The sequence below is a fragment of the Flammeovirga sp. AWQ4_249 genome, assembly GCF_056161045.1.
This window is the reverse complement of sequence record NZ_JBSWYJ010000006.1, coordinates 191415-209716: the sequence shown is the minus strand read 5'-3', so window position 1 is coordinate 209716 and position 18302 is coordinate 191415. Positions and strand designations below refer to the sequence as shown.

Annotated in this window: 7 protein-coding genes; all 7 read right to left on the bottom strand. The window is 33.6% G+C overall.

Going from position 1 to position 18302, the window contains the following annotated elements; translation table 11 throughout:
• On the bottom strand, positions 1-2985 hold a 2985-nt coding region (locus tag ACXAHM_RS07530), incomplete at its 3' end, for a PKD domain-containing protein (RefSeq protein ID WP_474959803.1).
• Positions 2986-3702: 717 nt separating this feature from the next.
• Positions 3703-6612, bottom strand: a complete 2910-nt coding sequence (locus ACXAHM_RS07525) for a glycoside hydrolase family 2 protein (RefSeq protein ID WP_474959802.1) — start codon at positions 6610-6612, stop codon at positions 3703-3705.
• Between the two features lie 244 nt (positions 6613-6856).
• Positions 6857-9085, bottom strand: a complete 2229-nt coding sequence (locus tag ACXAHM_RS07520; RefSeq protein WP_474959801.1) for a glycoside hydrolase family 3 C-terminal domain-containing protein — start codon at positions 9083-9085, stop codon at positions 6857-6859.
• Between the two features lie 204 nt (positions 9086-9289).
• Positions 9290-11332 (bottom strand): T9SS type A sorting domain-containing protein, encoded by a 2043-nt coding sequence (locus ACXAHM_RS07515; RefSeq protein ID WP_474959800.1) that lies wholly within the window; start codon positions 11330-11332, stop codon positions 9290-9292.
• Between the two features lie 39 nt (positions 11333-11371).
• Complete coding sequence (locus tag ACXAHM_RS07510) at positions 11372-14431, bottom strand: VPS10 domain-containing protein (RefSeq protein ID WP_474959799.1); 3060 nt, start codon at positions 14429-14431, stop codon at positions 11372-11374.
• Positions 14432-14517: 86 nt separating this feature from the next.
• Complete coding sequence (locus ACXAHM_RS07505) at positions 14518-16380, bottom strand: carbohydrate binding domain-containing protein (RefSeq protein ID WP_474959798.1); 1863 nt, start codon at positions 16378-16380, stop codon at positions 14518-14520.
• Between the two features lie 319 nt (positions 16381-16699).
• Positions 16700-18238 carry an alpha-L-fucosidase gene (locus ACXAHM_RS07500; RefSeq protein ID WP_474959797.1) on the bottom strand — a complete coding sequence of 513 codons (1539 nt, stop codon included), beginning with the start codon at positions 18236-18238 and terminating at the stop codon, positions 16700-16702.
• Positions 18239-18302: the final 64 nt, after the last annotated feature.

Here is an 18302-nt window from a genome sequence, read left to right as displayed (position 1 = left end):
TTCATCCACTTGAGGTGCTGTAAACGTTGGCATAGATGCATTTACATCGGATAATGTAATGCCTTCTGGTGCTGTCCATGTCAATACTGCCTCAGCTGGTATTGATGATGATCCATCTAATGTTACTTCATCTCCTTCATTCACCATTTGATCATCTCCTGCTTTAGCCATTGGCATAATAACTTCCGCTACATTCTTCACTGTCACAACCACTTCATCTGTTGATGTTTCTTCACCATAAGTAACTGTAAGTGTAAATGTATATTCCATATCTTCATCCACTTGAGGTGCTGTAAACGTTGGCATAGATGCATTTACATCGGATAATGTAATGCCTTCTGGTGCTGTCCATGTCAATACTGCCCCAGCTGGTGTTGATGATGATCCATCTAATGTTACTTCATCTCCTTCATTCACCATTTGATCATCTCCTGCTTTAGCAATAGGAAGTTCTTTTTCCTGAGTATTCAAAACAGTAATCACAACCTGATCTTCTACTGTCAATGCTCCTTTTTGGACAGATAGCGTCACAGTAAATTCTGTATCTTCATCAACTAATGGAGCTATAAAACTAGGCATTAGTGTTTCAGCATTAGTAATAGATAGTGCATCACAAGACCATAATACAGATAAATCTTCAGATGAATTATATTGTCCACTTAAACCTACTTCATTTCCTTCTTCAACAGTAATATCATCTCCAGCATGAACTACTAATTCTATATCATTTTCCATTAAGCTTAAGTCATCAAAATAAAGGATAGCTTCACTAGAATTTGCTGAAGGTAAAATGTTTAATTTTGAAGAAATCACATCACCAACCATAGCTTCCGCTCTAAAGCTTTCAGTAATTTCTATTTCTTTCTCAAATTCAACCCATTCACCAATTACCACAGGAACTCCCCAACCTAAACTTGGATTTGTAACAGCTACTTTTGCACCATCAAACCAAGCATTGTTTGGCATAAGTCTCAAATTGATTACATTAAATGTCATCGCATCTGCTTTTACTTTTCCTTTAAGAATATATGATTTTCCAACTGTAAGATCGAAAAATGCTGCATCAGCAGTTGCAATTTCTTTTGGAGTATCATGTGTACCACCTATTTGACCAGATGATTCAATTCTTAAACTCTTTGTACTTTCTGAATTCTCTGTAGGTACTTCATCAGATAATGTGATTGTAATACCGTCTGTTTGCTCCAATCCTTTCCATCCTTCAATTAGTCCTTGTTCAAAACCACCATTTACTAATAATTCTTTACCTAAGATAATTGCTGATTTTACAGAAATAGTCACTTGAGCTTCTTCAGAAGATAATTCTCCATCATTTACAACCAATGTAAAAATATAATCTGTTGGATCGACTACATCTGGTGCTGTAAATGTTGGATTTGCAATTGTAGCATCTGATAATGTGATACCTTCAGGTGCTGACCAATTATACGTCAACTCATCAGCATTTGGATCAAAAGAACCACTACCATTTAATTCATAAACTGTTCTTGAACCAATTAATGCATTTACTCCAGCATTTGCTGTTGGTGCTTGATTATCAATTTGCACCGTAACATTCATAGTTTGATCCATATCTGTAATTTCAAAAGTACCTTCTTGTGTAACAAAAAGAGTTTTTGAAATAGTATATGTGTAAGTGCCAGGAAGCATTTGTTCAAATGTAGCCGCACCCATCTCATCCGATGTCATTGTTTCATTATATGTATTATCATCAGTTACTTGAATTGTTGCACCTATAAGTACTTGATCTTTTGAATCAACAAGATTAAAAGTTGTCTTATAAACTTCTACAGCATCTGAAACTAATGCTACTATTTTTGGCTCTCCACCTACAACTGCCTCAACTGAACCTTCGGTTGTTTTATACCCATCTGCTGATACTTCATATGTATATGTACCGGGTAACACCAAATAATCAATTTGTCCTTCTGCATCCGTTGTATAGTTCATTCCATCTATTGCAACATTAGCACCTTCAACAGGTGTTGTGCCGTCAGATTGAGTTACTGTAATTGGGAAAGAAATATAAGTTAAGATACCATCAAATGCACCTTCTCCAAAGCCCTTTAAAACAGCAAAAGAATTTTCTCTCATCATCCAGTAACCTTCATCTGTAAAATCCAAGTTAGGGTAATTCGATGATTGTAAAAGTTCTTCTGAATTAAGAATTGTTACACCTGATACTGTATTGGGTTGACCAGTAGTTGAAATAGCATATACTCCTTCTACTGTAGCACTTCCTGCAGTTCCTCCAACACCTATAGCTGCTTCACCTTTTACAACCGTTCCATAGAATACAGAATTAGAAATGGTCGTTCCAGCAAGTGCATTTTGTTTATCACCCGTTAATCCTCCATTATTTTTTAACCAAGAAGCATTTATTTTGACATCTACTAAACAGTTTGAGATGGAATTGCCATTAAATTTTCCAACAAGACCACCTACGCCACCTGCTGCTTTTACTTCACCACCAAGTAGAAAACAGTTTTCAATGGATGATGCAGCCCATTCTAACTGCCCTACTAATCCACCGACTCTTTGTGAGTTTCCGATACTAGAAAAGTCAACATTGATATTTTTAAAACCTAAATTTTTAATCACAGCATTTTGTCCCGAACCGATAAAACCTCCAAATAAGAAATCTTGTTCTGGATGTGGGGTTACTGTTAAATTTGAAATGATATGATAATTTCCATCAATTGATCCTTTAAAATGATGTTCACTACCTAAAGCTTCTCTCCAACCTATTGGATGAAAAGTCTCTCCATCCATATCAATGTTTGCTGTTAAAATAAAATTATTTCCTGCTCTCCATAATGTAGAATCTCCATCCAAAAGTTGTAGATCAGCTACAGATGCAATTTGATAGGGATTTTCTGCTGTACCATCTCCTCCCGTAAACTCTTGAGCATAACTTCCCACACTTATTAGGAGCAATAAAATGATGTGTAAAAATTTCTTGTTCATAAATTCATTTCTAATAATAATACAGAGATTATCAACCAAACGATTAAGTAGCCTTTGTCACCACATACTCTGACAAGCTCGGTTTGTTGTTATGTGATTCATCAAAAAAGTCAGAATTATTATTTCCAAAAAACGCTGGTAGATGATGTTCTCTATGTATCGATGAAAAATTAATTAATATTTGTAAATATTGTAATATTAGATGATTGCTATAGGGGTGAGATCGTCAAAAACATAGGGGTCAAATTTTATTCCCCTATTTAATAATTCAAACACCGTTGTACTTTCACTAGAAGAAAAAGATAAAGTTTCGTGAATTTTTAACACGAAACTTTATTGTCAGTCTCTCTCATCCATTTCAATTCGCTCTGTAAAAAGTCTCAATGCAAACTGAGATATTCTAGCTCATCAGTCATAATTACAATTATCAAATAAGGTTAAGTTGGAAGGCTTTCATTATTTAATCTAATTGTAATTAATAGCTTTAATCAACTATTATTATCAGTCACAAGTAAATTGATTTCTCTCAGATTATACTTCTGAAATACTTATTAAAATAGGGGTGAAATAAATCACCCTCCTATTTGATATAATATCACATCATTGTAAATGAAATATGATCCATGGTATAATTCATATTCATATAAGAAAGCAACCTTCTAGAAAGAAAGTTGCTTTTTTATGACCTTCATATAAAGTTATCTATCCAATGTATTCTTATAATAAGGATTGTTTTTGCTGTTTTTCCATTCGTAACTCAAAACCATTTAAATAAACAGGTACATCTTGAGCATGATTCTTAAGAATTAACTGTACTGGGGATTTTCCATCTGAATGAATGATAAATTCTACATTAGAAGGGTATCTATCTCCTATTTTTTTACCGCTTGAAGGTTCAATTGATGGGACAACTATTCTTTGTCCTTTTGCATCTTTAGCATCAATTTGATATGTTCTTCGCTTTTTTTCAAGTATTGCTGTACCCTTCACTTTTGCCAAAACTTTAATAGAGTGATGGTAAGTTTTTAAGCGGTATTGACCTTTTGGTAAATCATTTATTGTCATTATCAATTCATCATCTCCTTTTACATTTACTCCATCCATAGAGATGTAAGGTTGATTTCCTAGAAGTCCCCAAGCCGTTGTCCATTCTAATTTCCCCTTTTTAGAGGCAATAGAAACTGATGCATTTTCATAATCATTCAATACAAAAGTCGAGTTAACATCTCCATCCCATCTTTTCCAATCAAATTGTAGTAGTTGCTCTTTCGCTCCCATATCAACACGAACAATTGGAAAATCATACACTTCCTGGATTTTATTTTCTCGCACATTACGATTGTATTTGACTGTTATACCTTCTATAGAAGCAGATTTCAAACCCTTTGCTTTTGCTGTGATTTTAAAATTACCTTCCAAAAGTGTTGATTGTAAAATAATAGATGCAACTCCCCAATAGGCTTCATTTGGATTCGCTCCAATTTTTTCATCTCCAATTAATTGTCCTTCTCCTTCTATAAAAAATGTTACGGAAGATGAATTATTAATCACATGATTCCCTTCTTTGTCTACAATATAAGCTCTAACCATTCTCATGTCAGAACCACTAGCAAGGAAAGGTTGATCTTGATTTTCTATTACTAATTTTAATGCATAAGCTTTACCATATTTTTTTAGCTCATATTGTGCTACTTCTACACCTCTAACTAATCCTTTGGCATAAAGATTACCTCTTTCTTCAGCTAAGTTAAATGTATAAGAAGGGTGATTACAATGGATTCTATTGGGGTCATTGTCTGGTTTTTGTTTGCTAACCAATACCCCATTATTATATAATTCTACTTCATCACAATTACTAAAAATGACTACTTTTGAAGGATCTGTATTTGCCCTTTCATCGGCGATATAAACCATTGGTACCTTGGTCATTTCAGATTTATACCAATAATTTACAGGATTAGGAACTCGGTAAATAGAAAATGGTCTATCTTTTCTCAACCCCCAATCTTTTTGAAAAGAGAAATAATCATGTGCAGTCCATAACGCTACTCCAAAACGATTAGCAGATGCTCTAGATTTAGAAACTTCATATTGATTTCTTATAGCATCATCTGAAGAACCATGTTCACATAAAAATGAAAAATCATTTTCTGTTACAGGCATATTATGATAATCCATTGGTGTATAAATATCTGCTATACCTGAATGTACAGGACCTGTCCAAGGTGAACCATTAGAACCTGTCATACGTGTGGGATCTTCTTCCTTACAAGCAAAATGTAATCTTTCTACAGGTCCTCTATGATTTAATCCTCCACTCCACGTTAATATTGAAGGATGATTTCTATGATTTCTAATCATCACTCTAGTTGCTTGTTCTAGATTATCAAACCATTCTCCTTCTACAAAATGAATCCAAGAAGGTGCTTCTTCCATCAATAAAATTCCTAATTCATCACAAGCTTCAATAAATGAATTGTCATGAGGGTAGTGAGCTAATCTAACGACATTATATCCCGTTTCTTTAAATTGTAAAGCATCTTTACGATGTAAACTATTCGGTACAGCATCACCAATAAATGGATATGCCTGATGTTTGTTTACTCCTATTAATTCTACATTTTCACCATTCAATAAAAATCCCTTACCATCAATAAATTCAAATTTTCTGATACCTAATGGATTTTCAACCATATCAGATAATTTCCCATTTTGATAAATAAGGGTTTGTACTCGGTATAAATAAGGGTCTTCGATAGACCATAATCGTAGATTTTCAGTGATACCGGTTGTCTGATTAAAAGTGAAACTGTTTCCTGGGTTTATGGTATTTGATTTTGAAACTTTACGAACAACGTATCCATCCTTATCAATAATTCTCTGTACAACTTTACATTCTACAGTTTGTTGGTTTTCATTTTTTACAGTAGATCGAATATTGACCGTTGCATTAGTACGAGATACTGAAGGCGTGGTAACAAATACTCCCGCATATTGATCTTCCCAATCAAAAGTAAGATGTAATGGATTTTTTACTACTAAGTATACATCTCTATAAAGTCCACTAAAAAGTATGTAATCTCTTCTATCTCCATCAGGTGGAATATTTGGATTCAAACGATTATCCACACTTATGACAATATTGTTAGGTTGTCCATCTTTATGAACATAAGCGGTAATGTCAAAATGAAAAGGTGTAAAACCACTTACCATGTCTTCTCCTACATATTCTCCATTCACCCATAATTTTGTATGTTGATGTGCTCCTTCAAATTCCAGATATACTTTTTGAGAAGATGATGCTTCGACTTTTAACTCTTTTCTATACCAACCTATGTAACGGTGAAATGTTTTTTGGTAAGAGGAATCTTGGCTGTTGTCCAATTCATTCGACGACAACTTCATACTATGAGGGATATTTACTTTATCCCATTCATTATAGTTGTAATTTGCTTTAGTTACTTTTTCAATAGGAAGATCACCTCTATAAAAGTCCCATTTTTCATTGATATCTAATTTAAGTCGAGCGTCTTGTAGTTCTGCTAGACTTTGAGATTGCACTCTATTTGTTAATAATAAGAATGTCAAAAGTACTATACCGCTCAAGGTGTTGCTTAAATAATTCATTTCTTATAAAAATTATTGTTGTTGGAGTGGATTGATGATTGAAAAAAGAATTTCAAATCCCTTTTTTCGTCAAATTTTATTTTTTAATAACAGTATGATTATTAAAGTTTTGATACATTATTTATTTCCAAATTAGTTTTTTGACACCTTATACTTGGAAAGTTTTAAATCAATAAAAAAGGGGTAAAGAAAACCTACATGTTACTTGTTTTCATTTACCCCCCTATCAAAAATTAATGCTAGATTATTTCAATTTTAGTTGTGTTTCAACTGGTTTTGAAGCTCCTAAAACTTCACTTCTATGGGATGGTAACGCATTAGCAATGACTAATTTGTACTCTCCCTTTTTCCAAATTTTCTTCCCTTCTTGATCATATAACTTTAGGTCGTCCGGTGATAAAACAAAAGAAACCTTTTTATGCTCTCCAGCTGCAACAGTAATTCGTTGGAATCGCTGTAAGATATATTTTGGGGTATCATCATCATTATCCAAAGGAATAAGATAGAGTTGTGCGACATCATCTGCCATTTTTTCTCCAGTATTCTTTATTACACAAGACACCTCAACATCCTCTTTTTTGTTCACTACACTTTTTGAAATTTCTATATTTTCGTATTCAAAATTTGTATAAGACAAGCCAAATCCAAATGGAAATAAAGGTTCAAGATCCATATACTTATACGTTCTTCCTTTCATAGAATAATTATCATAATCAGGCAATTGTTTGATATTTTTAGGAAAAGTCATTGGTAGTTTACCAGAGGGAGAAACATCACCAAACAAAATATCTGCAACAGCATTCCCACCTTGTTCTCCAGGATACCAAATTTGCAAAATAGCATCACAATATTCCTCAATTCCCTCTAAGGATACTGGGCTGCCACTTGCAATAACAAGTACTAAAGGTCCTTTTTTATGTTCGACAATTTCATGAATATAATCGATCTGATTTTGAGGTAATTTTAAGTCTTTTCGATCTCCAACATTTTGCGAAGCAATAGCATCCACTTCTTCTCCTTCCATATCGGCTGTAATACCGACTACACAAATCGTCACATCTGATTCTGCTGCTACTTTTGGAGCCCAGTTTTTGGGGTTTAAATTCTTTTGAAATGGTAAAGCTCCACTTCTATAATTTAATGAAGTCCCTAAAGAAACTGCATCACTAATTCCTTCTAAAATTGTCACTAAATTGGGGCTTATACCGTAATAACTTCCCATCAACATATCCGCTGAATTAGCGAAAGGACCAGTGACATAAGGAACTTTGATCTCTTTAGAAAGAGGAAGTGTATTGTTTTTATTTTTTAATAAAACGATAGATTTTTGAGCAACTTCTCTAGCTAATTTCACATGTTCATCAGCATGTATTTTCTCTTCTCCTATATTAGTATATGGATTATCTTCAGTGTTATCAAACATACCTAATCTAAACCTAGTTTTATACAATTGGACTGTTCGCTTATGAATAAGTTCTTCTGTTACTAACCCTTTTTGAAGTGCAGCTGAGAGCTTATTGTAAGTACCTCCACAATTTAAATTAGTTCCACTTTTAAGTGCTAAAGCAGCTGCCTCTTCTCCCGTTTTCACATGTTTCATCTTCCAAGCCATACCTCCAACTGCTCCACAATCAGAAGTGATGTATCCATCAAACCCCCATTGCTCTCTCAAAATATCTTGAAGTAACAATGGATTAGCTGCGGAAGGTTTTCCATAAACTGCATTATAAGCTCCCATAACACCTTCCACATTACCTTGTTTTACTAACGCTTCAAAAGCTGGTAAATAAGTTTCATAAAAATCTTTTTTTGATGGTTCAGCATTGAATACATGTCTCAACTCTTCTGGTCCTGAATGCACCGCAAAATGTTTTGCACAGGCAGCTGTTTTCAAATATCTCTGATCATTTCCTTGAAGCCCTTGTACAAATGCCACCCCAATTTGAGAAGTTAGGTAAGGGTCTTCTCCATATGTTTCTTGTCCTCTTCCCCATCTTGGGTCTCTAAAGATATTGACGTTGGGAGTCCAGAAAGTTAGTCCTGCGTATTTACTAAAATTTCCCATTTCCTGAGAGATTTTATATTTTGCTCTCGCTTCGGTAGATATTACATCTGCTACTTTATGAATAAGTACAGGATCAAATGTAGCACCCATTGCTATCCCTTGAGGAAAAATTGTTGCCTTTCCATTTCTTGCTACTCCATGTAGTGCTTCATTCCACCAATCATATTGAGGAATATTTAGTCGAGGAATAGCATCAGAATTATTGGTTAATTGACTTATTTTTTCTTCTATTGTCATTTGGCTTACTAAAATATCAGCCCTTTCCTCTATAGATAATGAAGTGTTGTAATAAGAAAGGTCTGTATCTTGCCCAAAACTATTTAATGAGAAATAAATAGATAAAAATAACAATAACATCCCCCTCCAATTATAAGTTTGCTTGTCAACTTTTGATGTCTTTATTTTCATTTCAATTCCAATTGTAAGTATATGAATTATTTTCTTCTTAAAGTTAGTAGGTCTTATTGATCACCTCTGGGGGAAGATATGTATTAAAAAAGGGTGATTTTAAAATTATGAATAATAGAATGTTCATGTTCAGTAAATAACTAGACAAAAAAAGGATGTATTTATAAAAATAAACACATCCTTTTCTCTTTCAATTGTAAAGTATTAGTTTAAAATAAGTTTTTTAGTAATAAATGAATTGTCAGAGACAAGTTTCACTACATAAATTCCTTTTTGCAAACGCGTTAGATCTATGGTTTTATTTCTTCCTTCAACTTCTGATTGATGAACAATAATACCTTTCATATCATAGATCGATAGAGCACCTCCTAATACATTTTTATCAAAAGCAATAGCAACCATACCTTGAGAAGGGTTAGACAGAAGTCTCATGTAGTTTTTTGATAAATCTCTTTCTAAAGATGCAATAACATCTGGTACTTTTCTTAACTGGTAACCATTAAGGTTAATACCACTCTTTTTTCCATTTAACATCTTATTTATTTCAAAAAATACCGCTGAGTCCTCTGCTTTAAAAGTTCCCAAGATAGAAATACCATTCCCTCCACCGTAGGCTGTCTCATTTAGTGAACCAAAACTATCATCTATCGTCAAATAAGCACCTACTTCTGATTCTCTAGTATCCGCACTGAATAATTGGATTGCATAATTTGCACCTACCTCAAGACCTCTCAATCCTATCAAAGTAGGGTCTTCCTTTCCATCCCAAAGAAAACTTGATAATAACACATCATACTCTTCTAAACCAACAGCAGTATCATAAATATCATTAGACTTTGGTACTACTTGAGATGAAGAAGAATAAAAATGAGAGGTAATTGGAGTAGCCCAAACATTTGTTTCATTTCCATTCGCAAATCCTTCAAAGGATACTCCATTAATTACAGTTGTACCTTCATTTGCATTACTATTTCCAGAAAAATTGATAGCTTCTACTAATTCACCATTTGCAATGACATCTTCTTCACTTTCTAACGTTGATGAAGACCAAGTAATATTTTGTGGCGAATTAAATCTTTTGACAACTACGTTTAAAGTCACTTCAGCATTTCCATCATTAGAGGATATTCGTACTTTAGTAAAACCTGTATTTTCAGCTTTTATCTCACCTTGTTCATCAATAGTAGCCACTGTAGCGTCATCTACACTCCAAGTTATACTCTTATCATCAGCATCAATCGGTGAAATATTATAATCTACAGTCCTTCTTTCACCCATATACATTACAACATCCTTTTGGTCGGTAGCTATTTGATCGACTAAGATTGGAACCCATTCTGTGATTTTTATTTCAAGCGTATCTTTTTCTCCACCACTCTCAATGGCAATAATTTCAGCTGTTTCATTTACTGCTCCCACTGCTTGAACATAGCCATTTTGATCAACTGTAAGTACTTCATCATTAGATGATTTCCATAAAACAGATAAATCTTCTACACTCGGTTGCATTTTAACAGAAAATTGAAGACCGTCACCCTGCCTCATTTCTTTAATATCATTTGGAAGAATATGCAATCCATCGTTTAAATTAAAAGGTCTATGATCAGTTGGTAATTGAGTGGCTAAATCTGAATTTCCAATGTTTTTCCAATTTGGGTCTTCAAATAAAACAATATAATCCAAACTTGTACCAGGAGATCTACCAGACATTACCAAAGTATATTCTTCTCCTTCTACCAGACCATATCTTGCATGAAGGTGATTACCTCCCATTTCAAGACTGTAACATGCACCCCATTGTCTTACTCCTCTACCCCAGAATTTATGATCATCTTCCAAATCACTTTTGGGTCTTGAAGTAGCACTTGTATAATTCCCTTCCATTCGAATAAAAACATCATTCTTTTGATCTCCTTTTTCACCCTCCGTCAATGGTTGGTACATTCGCATCACTAAACGGTAATCCCCCGTTTTAGGACAAGTAAATTTATAAGTCAATGGAGATTCTTTACTCGCCCAAGCACCTACAAACTCTATGTAAGTATTATTGATGGGTGCGATGTCAGTGCCCCCATAGTATTTAGGATCTTCGGGAGTTCTTAAAGCCCATTTTCCTAAAGGAGAATCTGTGTCTTCTGCTTCAAAAACTATAAAGTTTTCTCCGTACCTTATGTTACTTTGAGACCAAGAGTTTAGAGCCGTTAAACATAAAAGAGAGCTCACTAAAAGCGTATTTAATAGTTTCATTTCTAGTTATAAAAAATTTAGTTGGTAATTGATCTATATTTATTGTTTCAATAATTTTCCTGAATAGAGATTTCCTTTGTATTGATAATTATAGAAATACAATCCTTTCGTTAAGTTTAAAGGAATTTTAGCTCCATACTTAGGCTGTATAATAAAATTGCCTATTTCATTACCGATAAGGTCATATAGTGAAAGTTGTACTTCTAAAGTGATATTGGAGATAAATATTTCATTTGAAAAAGGATTCGGATAAACCATAAATACCTCATTATCCATCAATGATATATCATTGCTACTAATTATATCTTCCTTATCCTCTTCAACATCAATGACTTCCTCTTCACTTACTGTTATCTGTATAAAATCACTATATCTTCCATCTTCACTGGTCACCCAAATTTTCACAAGTCCTTGTTTATGGGCTTGGATTTCTCCTTTATTATCAATACTTGCAATAGTAGAATCCTCCGACTTATAAATCACACTTTGACTCACTAATGAAGGATCTATAACAGCATTAACAGCTTTCTTTTCATTAACTTTTAAATACTGGCTTCCATCAGGAATCGTTATTTTTCTAGCTGATTTACCCTCTTCATATTTACCATTTAAAAATCCACTTCCAAGAATTGTCATAGTAATTCTATCTTCTTCATGATAGTCAAATTCTATGTCCGTTATTTTATCAGGTTGACCTATGATTTGATTATTTTTCCTCCATGTTAATCCTCTATCTTCACTTAAATAAATACCCGGATTCAATGCTCCATCACCGTTTACTAAGAGTAATCGATTATGGTCAAAAGGTGATACATCGAACTGAAACCCGTGTTCTGCTTTGAAAATTCTTGTCCAATTTTGACCAAAATCATCACTATACCATGCACCTCCATTTTCAAAAGTATCATCTTTATGTCCTGCAGTAATATACAATCTACCCGTATGATCAAAAGTGACACTATTCACTCCATTGATCATTGATGGTGTTGAAATTTTTGTCCATGTTGCACCTCTATTCGATGTGAAATAAAGTCCTCCCTTGATCTTACCCTTTTCTTTATTGTATTGTGCTGCAGCAAACAGTGATGCGTATGTTTTATCCCTAGGATCAAAAGCTAAATCCACAACTTTTGCAAAATTAGGAAGACCATTATTTTGTCTCTGAAAATTTTTACCAGCATCATAAGAAACAAATACACCACCTTTTTTATTCTGCAAATCAGCACCTTGTAGAATATTTACTCCAAAATACATATAGGTTGGATTAATTGGATCTATAAGCAAGCTATTTGTTCTCATATACCAAGTTCCATCTGTTGCATTACCCCATGTTTCCCATGTCTTACCTGCATCTTTTGAACGCATTATTTTGTCCATGTTATGCTGTCTCATAGAAGTTGTGTATACAATATTAGGATCAAAAGGGTGTGTAGTAACGGCAAAAACAGTTTCTTCAGAATTTTCTAAAAATTGAACTGCAGGTTTTCCGTCCATCACTTCAGTAGTACTCTTCCAAAGTTTATGCTCACCTGAACCCAGGTACATTACCCCTTTACCAAGTCTTTTATCTTGGAAAATACAAGAGCCAGGATGATTACTATTTCCTCTCCCTACAAGGTTCCCTGAAGCAGTATAATCTTCATCAATCTGTTTCCAAGTCACTCCTTTATCTGTACTTAAAAAAGTATTATGGGCATATAGAATCATGATATCTCCTCTACTATTTACAGCACAATATCTTAGCGACCTCCAAGGGTAATTATCATTGAATTGCATAGAAGTTAAGTGATGACCTTCTTCCATATTATCATTAAAAGGATTGCCTCTTTCTTGCCAATATTCTTTATCATTTTCCCATGCTGGTCCATAATCTCTGGCAATATTTACCCAACTTTCTCCACGATTTCTCGTTTGCCATAAACGACCAGGAGTAAACGAATATTGAGTCTGTGCATCATAGAAACCTATATATAGAGTATTTGGATCACTTGGATCTACATTCAAAGAATTAAAATACTGTATAGCATCTTTTGGTGTTTCTGGATAGGCTGAAATTGCTTCATTTGTTGATGAAAAACCAAACCATTTTTTTAAATAGTCATAGAAATTCCATCTTACTCCTCCTGTAAGTCTATTGATATCTAATGAAAGGTTTCCATTGATTTTAATCCATGTATCTCCATTATCCTCGGATTTAAAAACTCCTCCTGTATTACTGACTGTTTTTCCTTCTGGATGATAGCGAACTTGATCAATAATATAAAGCACAAATTCCTTCGTAGAAGCATTATAGTAATAATCCATATCCATGATGGTGTTATTATCAAGTTGCCCTGCTCCGATATCCTCCCATGAGGCACCTTTATTTTCAGATTTATAAATCCCATGTGATGAAGAAGCATAAACAATATTACTGTTGTCAGGGTGTACGATTATCCTACTGAATTGTGCCTTATTATTCAAGCCAGTATTTATTTCTACCCATGATTGTCCTCCATTATCTGTTCTCCATATTTTCCCTTGAAAAGGAACATTATAATGAATGTTTTCTCGACCTCTTGGATTTTTACTTGTTGTATTTGAAAACGCATTCCACCCTAAATGGGCTTGTCCTCTGGGCATTGCGCCTGCGCCCACATACCATACATTTTCATCATTAGGATCAATAGCTAATGCAGAAACTTTAGAATACCATCCTTTTTTATCATAACCTTGATTATCATTTTGGTACCATGGACAAAAGGTGATGTACGACCAACTTTTCCCTGTATCTTCCGTTTTGAAAAAACGTGATCCTTCTATTGCTAATCCAAAAGTAGGTTTCTTTGCAGAATAATAAATATCAGCTAATCTTTTCATGAACAAACCTGTACCGTCGTGATCTTTTACGGTATACCAAGTTTTACCATTGTCTTCGGTTTGATATGTATTGAACATATCAGGAGAAGTTAATAATAGATCTGGATTTGTAGGATGATAGCGAAGTAAATTGACATACCCTGCGTTTCCTGGTCCATATTGTTCCCAAGTAATATCATCTGAAGATTCTACCTTTCTATTCTTTAATTGATTAAAAAAATTATCATCAAGTTGAGCCAATACTTTTAGCGGTAAATATTGTATACAAAAAGTGAGGATCAGTAAGCGAAAAATTATATTAATTTTCATCTCTAAATAGCAAAAAGTTACTTTTTAATAAATCGTGTTATGCTGTTGTTTTCAAGGGTGAGAAAGTAATTCCCTCGTTGAAGTAAACTGACATTTATGCCGGACAATTCATAAGTACCTGTCTGTACTTTTCTTCCTAATACATCCATGATTAGGTATTTTTCTCCTTTTTTTGTTGCTGTCAGTTGGATTTTATTTTCAGTAGGATTGGGGAATATGGAAATTACTTTTTTTTTACCAATATCAATTGATGTAGGTTCTTCCTGTTCTTTTTCTCCAATTTGAATTTCTTTTACTTCAGAATGCCAAATATCATTTCCTGTTGAGTCCGTTAATACTATTGATATTGTATAATTTTCTCCTTCTATTATTGAAGAATTAATATTCAATTCAAAATCATCATATCCAAATCCAGCAAGTACTGCGTGTTGATTTTCGCCAATAGTTTCACCATTCGAGTTTCGTAAACTTAATGTAATCAAACCGTCAAAATCTGATTTATAAATCAAAGGAATTTGGTAAGATGCTTCGACTTCCCATTCTAATGTCGGGTTTTGAAATAAAACTTCTTCTTTATAAATATCAGCTGTTTCTTGAGGTATGTCATTTTTGTTTTTTTCAGTCACTGAAAAATCATCTGCATAACCTTCATCATTTTCAGTTTGTGCATAAAAGAAAATCTTTACTTTTCCTGATTGATCGGTTGTAAAATCAATTGTATGCTTTTCATATTCTGTAGACTGACATTGTACAACTGCATCAGCCCCTTCTTTTACACCCAGATTAATACTTCCTGAAATCACTTTAGCATAGGCACTTAACGTATAAGTTGTATTTGGTTTTAAAGAAATCACCTGTTCAGGTGCCCCTGCACCAATGACATGAACAGCATTGTTTCCAGAATGTACAAAGTCTTTATCGTCTGTAATCTTTACATTATTACCCCATGTCAACCAAGATGCCAGATTATCTTCAAAACCATGATTTACTACTAGTACTTGATTAGTTGTCTCTTCATTTTTTACAACTTCATCAATTGGTACTAGTTCATATGCTCTAATCCAATCATAATAAGAAGTATTGATTTCATCATTTAATAAATCTTCTTTACTGGGAGCTTCCAACCAATTGTACGTTTCTGTCACCATGTTTACACGCATAGGTCTATCAAATGGAGAAGTTGAGTCAATTGATTTATCAAATTCTACAGTTGAAAAATATTCATTATCAGCATAAAAATGTACTTTATCGGCATCTTCCCACCATGCAGCATAAGTATGAAATTCTTCATATACTTTTGAGCTCAGCGCTTTATTCGCACCTTTAGAATGAAAAATTTCTTTGGATTCTCCACATGGAATGTGTCTATAATGTGTATTAGAATGCATCTGATCTTTAAAACCACCATCATGACCTCCAACAGTTTCAGATATATCCAATTCTTGACTGTATCGATCAGTAGTACATTCTGTCTCATCTAACAATGCTTTGGCATTAGATAACCAAAATGTTGTTGACATTCGAATTTTTGAAGCTTTAAAACTACATTCATAATATCCATAGGATGCTTCAGAATCCTGAGACTGCACAGCTCCTCCAGCTATTGTATAATTTCCTTCAGGAGAAGATAGTACCCCATTTTTAATCTGCATATAACCATCGGAAACTCTAACCGCTGAGGGAACAAATTTTGCAGGAGGTCTACCTTGCCAACCATCAAAATAGTTTTTCCACTTACTTGTGTTTAAATATTCTCCATTAAATTCATCTGAATATTTTTCATTCAGTACCCATCTAAATCCTTTTTTGGGAGTTGGAGGATCTGCAAAGACTGTTAATGTAAGAAGGATCAATAAGGTAATAGTAAAGTTTATTTTCATCGCATTTCAATTCTTTATTAATACCCTAAACTTAGTTAATACCCCTGTGATAGATAGGGAAAGAATTCTCAAAAATTGAAAGAAAAGTATATCACACCCCTTTTATATATTATTTCACCTCTGTTAGTTTTAGTATTTCAATTGATATAAAGTATTGAAAATAAGTTTCTTTTTTATGAAGTGAATTCCTTGAACACAAAAAAAGAGGCTACTTCTATATAGAAATAGCCTCTAATATGATTAATGAAATGAAATTTGTTGTATTCTAAATGTAAATACAACATCTACTTTTTTACTTTTATTTTTGTATTGCTCTAAACTAATCTATATGAGCGGCAGCATTACCTCCAATATCATTTTCAGTATAGCCCTCTAGTTCAATTTTAAAAGCAAAAGCATGTTCTGATGGAAGACTACTTGGAGCTTTAATTACTAGCCCTTCTGAAGTTCTTTCCCAATTAATTTTTTCATCGCTACCCAATAGATGGATATTCATAATTCTTGAATTTAATACGCCGATATCTGTGCTTAAAGATTTTAACACAATATTATCCTCAGGTTTATCAAGAACTATTGCATAAAATTCTTTATCCGATTTTCTTGTATATCTAATGTCTTTTGAAGTATAACTAATCTTTAATTTTTCAATTTTATGTCCTCCCTCGGGTAAACGAGTTGGACCTTCTCCAAAAACAGTCCAAGGTCGTGTTCCATAGATTGCATCTCCATTAATTTCTAACCATTTTCCCATTTCAACCAATAAAAACTGCATATCTTCTGGAATTGTTCCATCAGGATTTGGAGGGACATTTAATAGCATCATGCCATTTTTAGCAACGATATCTACTAAAATATCAATCAATTCATTAGGCTTTTTAAATTTAGCATTTGATCTGTAAAACCAAGCACCGGGAGATGTATCTGTTAACCAAGCTGGATTCTTTGGTTGATTTGGTCTCCCTCTTTCATAATCCTTTATTGCCATGGCTTCTGTATATGTTTGTTCTTTATAACAAACACCCACTTCTTTACCCCATTCTTTTCCTTTATTATAGTAATACGATAAAAATTTGTATCTATATTCTTCCGAAAGATTTTCTAACCACCAATCAAACCATAAAAGATCTGGCTGATAAACATCAATATATTCTTTCAATTTTGCCCACCATTCTTCATGAAATCTATCATCTGGAGTATCAGAATCTAAAGCATGTGGATTCGTATACAAATCATAATCTTTCTTTTTAATATTTCCATGAGCATGGGCTGGAGCAAAATATTTCCAAGTAAAAGCATGGTGGAAAGATGCCATATACTTCATTCCCCTACCTTCAATTTCTTTTTTCAATTCAGCAGAAGGGTCTATTCCTCCATAATTCATAGAGTTCCATCTTGTCGTTTTACTGTCCCACATTGCAAAATTGTCATGATGCATTGCTACTGGACCAGCAAAACGAGCCCCTGACTTTTTAAAAAGTTCAGCCCATTGTTCTGCATCAAATTTATCAGGTGAAAACTGCTCAATGACATGTTTATAACCGTACTTCTTAGGATCACCATATTTTTGCTTGTGATGAAGGTAATTGTTACTTGGTTTACCATTTTTAGTTTCTACAATTTCTCCATCATAATACATGATCATACCGTGCCATCCTCTATAATATTTGGTAGGGTCAGCACCTTCTAATGCTTCAGAAACAGGTCCCCAGTGAGTATAGATTCCAAATTTAGCATCTAAAAACCAGTTAGGTGTCTCATGATTAGAAAGAGATTCTTCTGTAGGTTTGTAGTCTACATCTTGTGCTATGGATGATAATCCAATAGATAGAAGAAGGATTGTTTTAATAATATATTTCATCACAAAAAATTAATGTTGGTCTATCTTAGTTGTTATTTAAAAATTGAAAAGTATTCCAATTCTC